This window comes from Phocaeicola sp. RTP21359st1_B8_RTP21360_211022 (assembly GCF_040911965.1).
Classification (GTDB): Bacteria; Bacteroidota; Bacteroidia; order Bacteroidales; family Bacteroidaceae; genus Phocaeicola; species Phocaeicola vulgatus.
In genome coordinates this window covers 68,187-81,296 of the sequence record NZ_JBDFXP010000023.1, presented here as the reverse complement: position 1 = coordinate 81,296, position 13,110 = coordinate 68,187, and the positions used below count along the sequence as shown (strand labels likewise).

General features: G+C 42.4%; 13 protein-coding genes. 12 read left to right on the top strand and 1 reads right to left on the bottom strand.

Annotated elements, in window-relative coordinates:
* Positions 1-369: 369 nt before the first annotated feature.
* The 10 genes from AB5062_RS13230 to AB5062_RS13185 all read left to right on the top strand — a co-directional run bounded on the left by AB5062_RS13230 (position 370) and on the right by AB5062_RS13185 (position 8,523).
* Positions 370-774, top strand: coding sequence for a hypothetical protein (locus AB5062_RS13230; RefSeq protein ID WP_011965241.1), 405 nt, complete (start codon positions 370-372; stop codon positions 772-774).
* A gap of 106 nt (positions 775-880) precedes the next feature.
* Positions 881-1,696, top strand: a complete 816-nt coding sequence (locus AB5062_RS13225; RefSeq protein WP_032952605.1) for a MotA/TolQ/ExbB proton channel family protein — start codon at positions 881-883, stop codon at positions 1,694-1,696.
* A gap of 28 nt (positions 1,697-1,724) precedes the next feature.
* Positions 1,725-2,330: a biopolymer transporter ExbD gene (locus tag AB5062_RS13220; protein WP_005839160.1), complete on the top strand. Its 606-nt coding sequence runs from the start codon at positions 1,725-1,727 to the stop codon at positions 2,328-2,330.
* 12 nt (positions 2,331-2,342) lie between these two features.
* Entirely contained in the window at positions 2,343-2,993 is a 651-nt protein-coding gene (locus AB5062_RS13215; RefSeq protein ID WP_368326902.1) for an ExbD/TolR family protein, read from the top strand.
* 29 nt (positions 2,994-3,022) lie between these two features.
* A complete protein-coding gene (locus AB5062_RS13210; protein ID WP_005839163.1) occupies positions 3,023-3,835 on the top strand; it encodes an energy transducer TonB in 813 nt (270 codons plus the stop codon).
* Between the two features lie 9 nt (positions 3,836-3,844).
* The gene (locus AB5062_RS13205) at positions 3,845-4,789 is read left to right on the top strand and encodes a PstS family phosphate ABC transporter substrate-binding protein (RefSeq protein ID WP_005839165.1); all 945 of its coding nucleotides are present in this window, start codon (positions 3,845-3,847) and stop codon (positions 4,787-4,789) included.
* A 23-nt stretch (positions 4,790-4,812) separates the two neighbouring features.
* Positions 4,813-6,228 carry a lipopolysaccharide assembly protein LapB gene (locus AB5062_RS13200; protein ID WP_005839167.1) on the top strand — a complete coding sequence of 472 codons (1,416 nt, stop codon included), beginning with the start codon at positions 4,813-4,815 and terminating at the stop codon, positions 6,226-6,228.
* A 185-nt stretch (positions 6,229-6,413) separates the two neighbouring features.
* On the top strand, positions 6,414-7,256 hold the full coding sequence (locus tag AB5062_RS13195; protein WP_011965242.1) for an ATP-binding cassette domain-containing protein: 843 nt from the start codon (positions 6,414-6,416) through the stop codon (positions 7,254-7,256).
* 14 nt (positions 7,257-7,270) lie between these two features.
* Positions 7,271-8,161, top strand: a complete 891-nt coding sequence (locus AB5062_RS13190; RefSeq protein WP_005839172.1) for a hypothetical protein — start codon at positions 7,271-7,273, stop codon at positions 8,159-8,161.
* Positions 8,158-8,523, top strand: a complete 366-nt coding sequence (locus AB5062_RS13185; protein ID WP_005839174.1) for a GntR family transcriptional regulator — start codon at positions 8,158-8,160, stop codon at positions 8,521-8,523. The genes AB5062_RS13190 and AB5062_RS13185 overlap by 4 nt, the downstream gene beginning before the upstream one ends.
* Before the next feature lie 97 nt (positions 8,524-8,620).
* On the opposite strand, the gene AB5062_RS13180 is transcribed toward AB5062_RS13185, so the two are convergent.
* Positions 8,621-10,114 carry a M28 family peptidase gene (locus AB5062_RS13180; RefSeq protein ID WP_016271845.1) on the bottom strand — a complete coding sequence of 498 codons (1,494 nt, stop codon included), beginning with the start codon at positions 10,112-10,114 and terminating at the stop codon, positions 8,621-8,623.
* 162 nt (positions 10,115-10,276) lie between these two features.
* Between AB5062_RS13180 and AB5062_RS13175 the strand changes: the two genes are divergently transcribed.
* Together AB5062_RS13175 and purB are read left to right on the top strand one after the other, a co-directional pair.
* A complete protein-coding gene (locus AB5062_RS13175; protein ID WP_008782511.1) occupies positions 10,277-11,626 on the top strand; it encodes an MATE family efflux transporter in 1,350 nt (449 codons plus the stop codon).
* 93 nt (positions 11,627-11,719) lie between these two features.
* Entirely contained in the window at positions 11,720-13,066 is a 1,347-nt protein-coding gene (gene purB / locus AB5062_RS13170; protein WP_005839180.1) for an adenylosuccinate lyase, read from the top strand.
* Positions 13,067-13,110: the final 44 nt, after the last annotated feature.

The following is a 13,110-nucleotide window of genomic DNA, read 5'->3' as shown; positions in this document are numbered from 1 at the left end:
GAGAAGTTAAGCCTTGTCACGCCGATGGTACTGCGTCACAGTGGGAGAGTAGGTAGCCGCCGTTTTGATTGAAGCCTTCGGACTTGAAGAAGTTCCGGAGGCTTTTTTTGTATCCGCACGCATGAAATGTGGCCTCTACCGTTTTTTCCCCGTGGGTGTGGGTACCTTTCCCACGGAACTGTCCGGAAGGGGCAGGTTTTTATTTAGAATTAGAAAAGGGGTTAAAAAGATTGTATTTCATAATTTCTTTATGATTATCGAATATATTTACCACTTGAACTTGAATAATTTTTAGGTCTGCGTGAACAAAAAAACAATAGAATTGTTTCAATAATATAAACCGAGAATCTTTCGAAACTAGTAGCCAAAATGAAGCTTATCGTCAAAATAGGATTAATAGTCCTGCTTTTAATGTTTAATTATCAGGGAGTCGATGCAGATGTTGTTTCTTCCGCTATTGACAGATATGCTACTACTACAGAACATCAAGATAATATGGCATCTGATCATGGTACATTGGATACCATGTCTTTCACCCACTCTTTACTCACAGGGCAACAGCAGGTATTAGCGAAACTAATGCCCGACGATCTCCGTATCCGCAGAGCAGAGGAACTTCAACAGAACTTCTTAAAAATTCTCATAGGTCGTTTTTCACTACGGGAAGAAATACTGGCAACTGACCGCGCTAAGATCTTTCCGTCTAATCCCATTCATTGTGTGTCTCCGGCATGTCATTATTTCGTGTTCACGCTGAGACGCATTTTGATTTAATTAATCGTTATAAATTTAGTTGTTTCACCTTCTCCGGCGCCCTGCAGAGTGTCGGGGTTGGTATAGAATTGTCATTTAACTATAACGATTAATTAAAACATATATCATGGAAACTATTCAAAATAAAACTACTAATAAGATTGTAGGTATTAAAAATGCGGGTTGGGTAATTATATGCTGCTTTATCATTGCAGTTTGTGTCTATCACTTCATATTGGGGAATCCATCCAACTTTATGAATAATGACCCTAATAACCATCCGTTGCCGGGCAGTTTCCTGGGAACAATTTACAAAGGTGGTGTAGTGGTGCCCATTATCCAGACCCTGTTGCTCACCGTCATAGCGTTGAGCGTTGAGCGTTATTTAGCCATCCGGTCTGCTTTTGGCAGAGGTTCGCTGGTGAAATTCGTCGCTAATATTAAATCTACCTTGGCCGCTGGTGATATGAAGAAGGCACAAGAGCTATGTGATAAACAAGGCGGTTCTGTAGCCAATGTAGTTACTTCGACTTTAAGAAAGTATGCCGACGTGGAAAACGATGCGACACTTTCCAAGGACCAGAAAGTACTGGCCATTCAAAAAGAATTGGAAGAAGCAACTGCACTGGAGCTCCCTATGATGGAGCTGAATCTGCCTGTTATCGGTACAATCACCACATTGGGTACCTTGATGGGACTACTCGGTACGGTAATTGGTATGATCCGTTCATTTGCAGCTTTGTCTGCCGGTGGTGGTACGGACTCCATGGCTTTGTCACAAGGTATTTCCGAGGCGTTGATCAATACGGCATTCGGTATCTTGACAGGTGCATTGGCGGTTATTTCTTATAACTACTACACTAATAAGATTGATAAATTGACTTACAGCCTCGATGAAGTAGGTTTCTCTATTGTACAGACCTTTGCGGCTTCTCATAAATAATCGTGCCAACCCTTTAAAATAAACTGCTATGGGTAGAGCAAAGATTAAAAAGAAAAGTACGTTCATAGATATGACGGCCATGAGTGACGTCACTGTGTTGCTGCTTACTTTCTTTATGTTGACTTCAACATTCGTAAAGAAGGAGCCGGTACAGGTGTTTACTCCAGCCTCCGTTTCTGAAATCAAGATTCCGGAAACGAATATCCTTCAGATTCTGGTGGACCCGCAAGGGAAAATATTTATGAGCCTCGACAAACAGCCCGACATGAAGGCCGTATTGGAGAAAATGGGTGAGGAGTACGGAGTTGATTTTACTCCTGAGCAGGAGAAGAAATTTGTGACAGCTTCTACATTTGGTGTCCCGATGAGAAGCATGCAGAAATATCTGGATCTGCCTTCCGACCAGCAGGATAAACTGTTGAAAAATGAAGGTATCCCCTGTGACAGTACAGATAATCAGTTTAAATCATGGGTACGCAGTGCTCGTCAGGTGAATCCTGATTTACGTATTGCTATCAAAGCTGATGCGTCAACTCCCTACGCTGTGATTAAAAACGTAATGAACTCACTTCAGGACCTCAGAGAGAACCGGTACAATCTGATTACTTCTCTGAAGACTACTTCTGATAAATAAAACCGAATAATTATGAGTGCTGAAGTACAAGAAAGCAGCAAAAAAGGAAAGGGTTCGAAGCAAAAAAAGATGACTGTCCGCGTAGACTTTACGCCTATGGTGGATATGAACATGTTGCTGATTACTTTCTTTATGCTGTGTACCACGCTGAGCAAATCTCAGACGATGGAAATAAGTATGCCGAGCAATGACAAGAACATCACTGAAGAGCAGCAGAGCAAGGTGAAGGCTTCACAAGCAATTACCCTGTTACTGGCCGGAGGAGATAAATTGTATTATTATGAAGGAGAACCTAATTATAAAGACTATACATCGCTGAAGGAAACTTCCTATAATGCAGATGGTCTGCGTTCCATTCTTCTTAAAAAGAACTCGGCGGCAGTTCGTGAAGTAAACGATCTGAAAAAACAGAAAGCTGATCTAAAGATATCAGAGGAGGAGTATACGAAAAAACTGGCTGAAATAAAAAGCGGAAAGGATACCCCGACTGTTATTATTAAAGCAACGGATGACTCTTCATACAAGAATCTGATTGATGCTCTAGATGAAATGCAAATATGCAATATAGGTAAGTATGTAATTACAGACATCGCAGATGCAGATCAGTTCTTGATCAAGAACTATGATACGAAGGGCGATCTGAGTAAAGACATTGCGGAATAGTAACACACATTTAAAAGGAGGAAAAGAAAATGGCAAAAATAGATTTGACCTCACCTGAATGGTGTGAACTGATATTCCAAGGTAAGAACAAGGCATACGGTGCCTATAAGATGCGTGCCAATTCACCTAAACGCCACACGTGGGCAATGGTAATTGTAGTGATCATTGCTGCCATAGGTTTCAGTATACCGACATTGGTAAAACTGGCAACCCCGAAGCAGAAAGAGGTGATGACAGAGGTGACTACCTTGTCACAACTGGAAGAACCCGAAGTGAAACAGGAAGAGTTCAAGAAAGTGGAACCGGTGGCTCCGCCTCCTGCTCTGAAAAGCTCTATCAAATTTACAGCTCCTGTCATCAAAAAAGATGAAGAAGTGCGTGATGATGAAGAGATAAAGAGTCAGGAAGAATTGACTCAGACCAAAGTGGCTATCTCTATTGCCGATGTGAAAGGTAATGATGAGTTGAACGGTAAAGATATTGCTGAACTGAAAGAAGTGATAACCAAAGCCCCCGAAGCAGAAGAAAAAACATATACTATGGTAGAACAGATGCCTCAGTTCCCGGGTGGTGATAGAGAATTGCTGTCTTTTATAGCAAAGAATTTGCATTATCCTACCATTGCGCAGGAAAAAGGAATACAGGGTAAAGTGTTTGTCCGCTTTGTGGTTTCGGCTACAGGTGACGTAAAGGATGTGAAGGTGATGCGTTCTCTGGACCCGTATTGCGACAAGGAAGCCATCAGGGTGATCCAGTCATTGCCGAAGTGGATTCCGGGAAGACAGAACGGACGTAATGTTCCCGTGTACTATACCGTTCCTATAACTTTTAAGCTACAATAATATCTATATATGATGATGAAGCTGTATATTGCATTATTGGCTGCTTCGTTGCTGCTGCTTTCGGGCTGCGGCAACAAACCCAAACCGGGGGAAGACGATACGTTGACCTCTGGCACTATAACGATAGCGGTGGACGAAACTTTCCGTCCCATTATAGAAGAGGAGTTACAGGTGTTTTATGCATTGACACCGGATGCCACCGTGCATCCCATTTATTGCAGCGAAGTGGAAGCCATGAAACTTTTGCTGGCGGATAGTGTACGTCTGGCTATAACCACCCGGCAACTCACCAGGCAGGAAACAGCCTATCTTAATGACAAGAAATTCTTTCCTGTATCGGTAAAGATGGCGACAGATGGTTTGGCCTTGATAGTGAACAAGCAAAATACGGATTCATTAATTACGGTTGACCAGTTTAAAGAAATACTGACGGGGAAAGTTACTGACTGGAAACAGTTGAATCCTGCTTCCCGTTTGGGTGAGCTCCAACTGGTATTTGATAATCCCAATTCGAGCACCGTACATTATGTACTTGATTCGATCTGCGGCGGTATGCCTTTGTCGAAGGACCTGAAGGCGCAGAAAACAAATCCGGAGGTGATTTCGTATGTGGCTAAGAATCCCGCAGCTTTAGGGGTTATCGGTGTCAACTGGATAGGAAATCCTGCGGATAGTACGCGACTCTCTTTCAATGACGTCATTCGGATAATGGCTGTCAGCCGTGCGGATTCGGCTACAGTGGGAAATAGTTTCAAGCCTTATCAAGCTTATCTGGCTTTGAACCAGTATCCGCTCACTCGCAATGTGTACATTTTACTCAATGATCCTAAAAGTGGTCTGCCCAGTGGTCTGACTTCTTTCCTGACAGATTTCCGGGGACAGCGTATCATCTTGAAATCAGGACTGGTACCTGCTACGGCTGCTGTGAGGATTGTAGATGTAAAAGAGGAATAATAAATGAACAAAAAAGAAGAACCATGAAAAAATTAGTATTAACCGTGATGAGCCTGTGCCTGGCCGTAACTATGTGGGGACAGACACCAGCAGGCAGCGAATGGTCACCCCAAGTGAAACAGGCTGCCACGATGATAAAGGAGAATCCGGCAAAAGCCTCCGAGGCTTTTGATGAACTGATGAAAGGTAAAAATAAGAAGAATACTTCCTTGTTGGTAGAGATAGGCCGGGCTTATCTGGACCAGGGAAAAACAGCAGAAGCTGCCGAATATGCACAGCGCGCTAAAGATGTGAACAGTAAATGTGCTGTAGCCTATCTGCTGAGTGGTGATGTGGCATTGAAACTAAATGATGTGAACAAAGCCAGCAGTGATTATAACCAGGCTATTTATCTGGATGAAAATTGCAGCGAAGCTTATTTTAAATATGCACAGGTATATAAAGGTGTAGACCCTCAACTGTCACTGGATATGTTGATGCGTTTGCAGACTAAGGCTCCGGACGATAACCGTATCAGTAAGGAATTGGCCGATGTATATTATACGATGGGGCAGTATGGCAAAGCAAAAGAAGCTTATGAAAGTTATCTGAAAGTAGGTACGCCTACCGAACAGGACTATACCCGCTATGCCATGTTGCTATATCTGAATAAGGATTATGCGCAGTCTTCGGATATGGTAAAGAAAGGTCTGGAACTTGCTCCGGAAAATCATGTGCTGAAACGTCTGGCGATGTATGATAATCTGGAGTTAAAGGATTACAAAGAAGGACTGGAAGCAGCCGCCACTTTCTTTTCTAATCCCGGTAATCCGGATTATGTATATTTGGATTACGTTTATTTCGCCCGTTTGCTGGAAGCTGACAAGCAGTATGATGAAGCGGTGGCACAGTTCGACAAAGCACTGGCTATGGACAAATCGCATACGGAAATCTATAAAGATATCTCTGATGTATACGAAAAGGAACGTGATTTTCCGAAGGCCATAGAGGCTTATAAAAATTATTTGGGCGGAATGAAAGGTGATCCGGATATTAGTGACCTGTTTTTATATGGACGTTTGAACTATTATGCGGCTACTGATTCTGCTTATCAGGATAAGCAACCACTTTATCTAGCTGAAGCCGATACTATTTTTGCACAAGTGGCTGCTAAAGTTCCCGATAACTATTTAGGAAACTTCTGGCGTGCCCGTGTTAATTCTTTGCGTGATCCTGAAACAACTCAGGGATTGGCAAAGCCTTATTATGAGGCTGCACTGAGTATTCTGGAACAGAAGCCTGATGCTACTAAATCAGTGTTGGTGGAATGTAACAGCTATTTGGGATATTATTATTTTGTAAAAGAAGATTATAACCAGTCAAAACTGTATTGGAATAAGATATTGGAAATTGATCCTGGAAACGAAACTGCTACTAAAGCACTAGGAGGAATTAAATAGTCCTTCTTTTTTTCATTTATCATTTGAGTTGAGCGGACAGTACTTGGTTGCCGCCCGCTTAATTCGTTTAACGGTTAATGAATATTAAAGATGAGTCATTCTTCTTGTTTATTCAAATAAACTATATACATTTACAGTGTACTAATCAACTAATACACTAAATAACTAATAAAACCATAAACACAATGATGATTGAAGTAAAGAACTTGTCTTTCAGTTATGGAAAGAGAAAACAGAAAGTCTTTGATGACTTCTCGCTAGCATTGGACAAAGGTTCAGTTTACGGCCTTTTAGGGAAGAACGGTACAGGTAAATCTACTTTGCTTTATTTAATGACAGGTTTGCTTCGTCCTCAGGCCGGACGGGTGCTTTACAAAGGGGTGGATGTTTCCATGCGCTATCCCCTGACTTTGCAGGACATGTTTCTAGTGCCTGAAGAATTTGCTTTGCCATCAGTCAGTTTGAAACAATACTTGAAGCTGAATACTCCGTTTTATCCGAATTTCAGCAATGAACTCTTGAGCACTTGCCTTCGTGATTTTGATATGAATGAAGATATTCATTTGGGCGAGCTTTCGATGGGACAGAAGAAGAAAGCATTTATGTGCTTTGCATTAGCTACCAATACCTCTTTGTTGGTAATGGACGAGCCCAGCAACGGATTGGATATTCCTTCTAAAAGTCAGTTTCGTAAAGTAATCGCTTCGGGCATGACCGATGAAAAATCAGTCATCATCTCTACGCACCAGGTGAGAGATATTGACAGCCTGCTGGATCATGTGGTTATTATTGACGGTACCCGCGTATTGTTGAATGCATCGGTAAAGACCATCTGTGACAAAGTCTATTTTGCAGAGCAAGGCATGAATGAACCGACGGACACAGCACTCTATGTCCAGCCGTCCGTCCAGGGAAACAGTGTCATCTTCCCGAACACTGAGAATGAGGAAACGAATTTGAATCTGGAAGTATTATTCAACGCTATGCTGGCAGAGAGAGAAAAAATGCAAACCATGTTTAACAAGTAACACACACAAACATTATGGATACGAATAACTTCTTTAGCTTTTCGCGTATTGCAATGGTAATGAAACGCGAGATTATGGAAAATTGGAAAACGAATCTTTATCGTTTGATAGGAATTTATGCTGCATTCGCCTTGGTAATGATACTTCATATGTGGACAATGAGTTCTGGTAGGTCTTCTCAGATATCGTTTACTACTTATTGTTCTAATATAATGGGGACCTTTGTTTTTATCATTGGTATTGCCAGTATTGCTTATGCTGCCAACATTATGGAAAACATGATTACAAAAGAAAAACGTATCGCTTTTCTGATGCTTCCGGCGACTATGATAGAGAAATTTGTAGCACGATTTTTAATTGTTACGGTAGGGATGGCCGCAGCCATTATAGTTGCCGCTTCATTGGCAGAGATTACGCGTTATCTTGTACTTCCTTTGTTTAATTTGCCCGAGGCATTCCATCAATCAGTGTTGTACCATCTTCTTTCTATGGCTGCTATAGATGGAGAACAGGTATTTAGGGGATCGGGATCCGCTTTGAATATGTCCTACCAGAACTGGCTGGGTGAGCTGTGCGGATGGGCTTTCTTGGTGTGGTCACATTCACTTTATATTCTAGGGGGTAGTTATTGGTACAAGAAACCTTTTTTCAAGACATTGGGTACATTGATGCTTATTTCTATTCTGTGTTCGGTTTTGTCAGTACATATCATATCATGGGTAGGCAATGACGGTATGCGTAGTTTCGCCGAATGGCTGGAAGCTAATTTCCAGTGGGTGACATTAAACAAGTTACTTTCCTTAGGGGTGGCGTTCTTCAGTGCATTCACCATGTTCAACTGGTGGCTGAGTTACCGGCTCTTTACCCGTTCACAAGTTATTAAACCCAAATTCCGTTTGCTATGAAATTTAAAGAAAGTAAATCCATTTACTTGCAGATAGCTGACCGGATATGTGATGAAATCCTGCAAGGACAATATACGGAAGAAGAGCGTATTCCATCGGTCAGAGAATACGCCGCCACAGTGGAGGTGAATGCAAATACGGTGGTCCGCACGTATGATTACCTTCAGGGACAAGAGATCATTCACAATAAACGCGGCATTGGTTATTTTGTATCGGCAGGGGCTAAAGACCGGATTATTGCTTTACGGAAAAATACATTCCTGCATGAAGACCTGCCTGAGTTTTTCAGACAAGTGAAGACATTGGATATTCCCATGAAGGAGATAGAGAAAATGTATAAGGAATATCTGACTCAACAATGACACAACACCAAACACATCTACGACAACACATACACAACATCGGTTAGATAAAGAAATCCCGGCAGAGCGATGACTCGCCGGGATTTCTTATATCCGGTTACTTGTCTGCTATAAAAATTGTAGTCCAGTATAACCATTCGGTTGCAGCTCGGAGGATATCGGGATTGATAGATTGGGTGTTATCTTTGGGATGATGGTAATAACCGCCTCCCAAGGCCCATAAGTCTATACATGGATAGCCGGCTTTCATAAAGACTGCACCGTCTGTGCGAGGGCGGGTCAGGAAATGAGTCTCACTAGTGAACAGACGTCGATGTACATACCTATCATTGGCTTTCTCTGATAGCTCAGCCAGTTCGGGGTATTTATAGTGATAATTCGCTCCTAGCATCTCACCTACACCCACTTGTTCCAGATTCAGGATTGCTGCCACTTTGTTTTGGGGCACAAGGGGATGGTTGGTGTAGTAGGTACTTCCGGTAAGTCCGGCTTCCTCACCGTCCACACTCATGAAGATGATGCTGCGTTTCGGCTTTATTTTTGATTTTGCCAGTGCTTCAGCTACTCCCAGCATGGCAGCGGAGGAAGAATTGTTGTCATTCGCTCCTTCAATCAGGAAAGGAATCATTCCTAAGTGGTCCAGATGGGCGGAAATGATTACATATTCATTGCATAGTATAGGATCACTGCCTTTGATCATGCCCAAAATATTTTTTCCAGTAGCATTGGGATTATAGGTAGCATTCATTTTGATGTGGGCTCTCTTTCCGGTATGGAAAGAGGCAGGCTTCTGAGTCTTATAAATCTGCCGGATGGTTTCTTTATAGGTCTTGCCTGTTCCCCTGAAAATATCATTGACCACAGTGTCTGTAACATGACAATAGACAAATCCCGGATTATAGGGGGCATTCGGACCGGGAACCCATTTGTATAACAAGCCTGCCGCACCATGGGCTGCAGCGTTGTTCAGCTTGGTCTGGTGCAAAGTATGTTTGTACCACATGGCCAGTGAATCGGGGTTACGGCTTATATTGGGTGTTTCTCCCTCTACCAGTACAATCTTGCCTTTTACATCTATGTCTTTGTAATCATCATATCCTAATTCGGGTGCTGTAACGCCAAATCCGGCATATACCACATCGGCTGTCACTTCTCCGTTACTGGTCATTCCTCCGGCAAACCAACCATCTGCCCAAGGGTATGTCTTGGAGATCCATACAGTTTTTTTCTTGTCTTGGGTGACAGGAAATAGGATATCCATAGTGCTTCCCGGTTGTATCTCTACACAAGGGTGGGGGAATAGCTGTATGTAGGAACCATTCTCACCACGAGGTATTAGTTTCCACTCTTTAAAATATCCTTTTACGATATCTACAGCTTTAGCCATTCCGGGCGAACCTGCGAGTCGTCCCTCCAAGGCCGGGTCTGAAAGTTGCTTTACATAACCGAAAATCTTTTCGGTAGTGATGTTACGATGCATGGCATCAAGGTACATTTCTTCATCAGTCATGGTAGCCGTTCTTCTTTGGGCGGATGAAGACAGGGAGCCCAATGCAAGAATTGCAGATAACAAGAGGAGTCCTTTTTTCATGTTAATATGTTGATTTAAGATTCGGTTCTAAAGATAAAAAGAAAAGATCAGATTCCTGTTTATCTCCTTGTAAAAATCTTAAGTTCGTATTTCTTGATATAAATCAAACCGTTACATCGTGAAAAGTCCGTACCTTTGCACCCCGAAAATCAAGGGTAACAAGTGGACGTAATTCAAGAACCGAGAAGTGTACGAAAGAACCTTGCCAGACTGGCGGTTCCTATTTTCATTGAAACATTGCTGATTATGATGCTGGGCGCGGTAGATACCGTGATGCTGAGTCAGTATTCAGACAATAGTGTGGCTGCCGTCGGGGTGGTCAACCAGCTCATCATGTTTGCTTTCCTGATATTCGAGGTGATTAATATAGGAACTTCCGTACTCTGTTCGCAATATTTGGGAGCAAGAATGCACAAGAATATGGTGCAGGTGGTGGGAGTATCATTGATACTCAATTTGGCGTTCGGTCTGTTTGTCAGTGCCATTTTGCACTATGGAGCCACTTCTCTGCTATCTATGATGGGACTTCGTCCCGAACTGATGGAATATGGAGTGAGTTACATGAAGATAGTAGGGGCATTCGCTTTTTTTCAAGCCATATCTCTGACTATTTCTGCCTCTTTGCGTAGTGCTAACAAAGCGGTTTATCCCATGATGGTAACGGTAGTTGTGAATATTCTGAATATCATCGGTAACTATTCGCTGATTTTCGGTAAGTTCGGCATGCCGGCTTTGGGAGTGGAAGGTGCGGCTATCTCTACAGCATTTGCCCGAGGGGTATCTATGGTGATACTTTTTGTAATTCTTTTCCGCAAGCATATTCCCAGATTTCCGTTATCCTATTTTTGCCCCTTCCCGTTTGTCGAGCTGAAAAACCTGTTGAAAATCGGAGTCCCCTCGGCCGGAGAAAATATGTCCTACAGTTTCTCTCAGGTAGTATTGACCTATTTTATTAATATGTTGGGGAATGAAGCGCTGGCTACCCGTACCTATGTGGTGAATATAGTGATGTTCGTTTATTTGTTTGCTATTGCCATGGCACAAGGCGGAGCCATCTGTATCGGACATCTGGTAGGTGAAAGGAAAATTCATGCAGCCTATCTGTTAGGCAAATATGTGATGCGTATTTCTATTTTGGTTTCTTTGGTTTTATCCTGTATCTGGGCTTTGATGGGGCATACCTTGTTTAGCTGGTTGACAGATAATCCGGAAATTATCCGTCTGGGTACTATTATCCTGTTTATTGATGTGATTTTGGAAGTGGGACGGGCTATTAATATTTATGCGACGAATGCTTTACGTGCAACGGGTGATGTAAATTATCCGTTTTATGTAGGATTTGTTGTTCAGTGGAGTGTTGCCGTAGGTTGTGGTTTCTTGTTCGGCATTCATTGGGGATGGGGATTGGTAGGTATGTGGTGTGCGTTTGTGCTGGATGAAAATCTTCGTGGTATTATCTTTGTACAGCGTTGGAACAGTCTGAAATGGACTAAAAAGGGATTTGTGAAATAAATCTTCATTTTCGCAAACTTTATGCATCTTCAGGCCGTTAAACTCAAGAAAAAGAATTAATTTTGCAGTCTGATAATTATCAAAGAATATAATATGGAGCTCGATTTACTCACGGCAATATCACCTATTGACGGTCGATACAGAGGAAAAGCGGGAGCTTTGGCCTCTTATTTTTCTGAATTTGCACTCATCAAGTACCGTGTGCAGGTAGAAATTGAATACTTTATCACTCTGTGTGAACTACCGTTGCCACAGCTGAAAAGCTTTGATCATGCACGTTTTGATGCATTGCGCGCTATTTATAAGAATTTTTCAGAAGCTGATGCACAGCGTATTAAAGAGATAGAAAGTGTAACAAACCACGATGTAAAGGCTGTAGAATATTTCATCAAAGAAGAATTCGATAAGTTGGGCGGAATGGAGGAATACAAGGAATTCATTCATTTCGGATTGACATCACAGGACATAAACAATACTTCTGTACCTTTGTCTATAAAGGAGGCATTGGAACAAGTGTACTATCCGCAAATTGAAGAGCTGATTGCTCAGTTGACTACATACGCTGAAGAATGGGCAAATATCCCTATGTTGGCAAAAACACATGGGCAGCCTGCTTCTCCTACTCGCCTGGGTAAAGAAATCATGGTTTTCGTTTATCGTCTGAATCGTCAGCTGGCTGTATTGAAAGCTTGTCCTGTCACGGCTAAATTCGGTGGTGCGACGGGTAATTACAATGCACATCATGTAGCTTATCCCGAATATGACTGGAAAGCATTCGGAAATCAGTTCGTGGCAGAGAAGCTGGGGTTGGAACGTGAGGAATATACTACTCAGATTTCTAATTATGATAATCTGGGAGCCATCTTTGATGCCATGAAGCGCATCAATACCATTATGATTGACATGAACCGCGACTTTTGGCAGTACATCTCTATGGAGTACTTCAAACAGAAGATTAAAGCGGGCGAAGTCGGTTCCAGCGCTATGCCGCACAAAGTAAACCCCATCGACTTCGAAAATGCAGAGGGTAACCTGGGGATGGCAAATGCTATTCTGGAGCATCTTTCTTCTAAGTTGCCTGTTTCCCGCTTGCAACGTGACTTGACAGACTCTACTGTGTTGCGTAACGTCGGTGTACCTTTCGGTCACATTGTGATTGCTATCCAAAGTTCGTTGAAAGGTCTGCGTAAACTGTTGCTGAATGAGAAAGCAATCTATGCCGACTTGGATAATTGTTGGAGTGTGGTGGCGGAAGCTATCCAGACTATTTTGCGCCGCGAAGCCTATCCTCATCCGTATGAGGCATTGAAAGCTTTGACCCGTACAAACCAAGCTATCACAGAAGGGGCTATTAAAGAATTCATAGAAACACTAAATGTAAGCGAAGATATTAAAAAGGAACTGCGAGTGATTACACCGCATAATTATACAGGTATTTAAAAAATAGTTAGTTGGATTTTAATCAAAAAAGCCCGAGAGGGCGT

Coding starts and splice junctions, on each gene's coding strand:
- AB5062_RS13190 (WP_005839172.1), top strand. CDS start 7,271: ATGGATACGAATAACTTCTTTAGCTTTTCGCGTATTGCAATGGTAATG.
- AB5062_RS13185 (WP_005839174.1), top strand. CDS start 8,158: ATGAAATTTAAAGAAAGTAAATCCATTTACTTGCAGATAGCTGACCGG.
- AB5062_RS13195 (WP_011965242.1), top strand. CDS start 6,414: ATGATGATTGAAGTAAAGAACTTGTCTTTCAGTTATGGAAAGAGAAAA.
- AB5062_RS13200 (WP_005839167.1), top strand. CDS start 4,813: ATGAAAAAATTAGTATTAACCGTGATGAGCCTGTGCCTGGCCGTAACT.
- AB5062_RS13225 (WP_032952605.1), top strand. CDS start 881: ATGGAAACTATTCAAAATAAAACTACTAATAAGATTGTAGGTATTAAA.
- purB (WP_005839180.1), top strand. CDS start 11,720: ATGGAGCTCGATTTACTCACGGCAATATCACCTATTGACGGTCGATAC.
- AB5062_RS13230 (WP_011965241.1), top strand. CDS start 370: ATGAAGCTTATCGTCAAAATAGGATTAATAGTCCTGCTTTTAATGTTT.
- AB5062_RS13220 (WP_005839160.1), top strand. CDS start 1,725: ATGGGTAGAGCAAAGATTAAAAAGAAAAGTACGTTCATAGATATGACG.
- AB5062_RS13205 (WP_005839165.1), top strand. CDS start 3,845: ATGATGATGAAGCTGTATATTGCATTATTGGCTGCTTCGTTGCTGCTG.
- AB5062_RS13180 (WP_016271845.1), bottom strand. CDS start 10,114: ATGAAAAAAGGACTCCTCTTGTTATCTGCAATTCTTGCATTGGGCTCC.
- AB5062_RS13210 (WP_005839163.1), top strand. CDS start 3,023: ATGGCAAAAATAGATTTGACCTCACCTGAATGGTGTGAACTGATATTC.
- AB5062_RS13215 (WP_368326902.1), top strand. CDS start 2,343: ATGAGTGCTGAAGTACAAGAAAGCAGCAAAAAAGGAAAGGGTTCGAAG.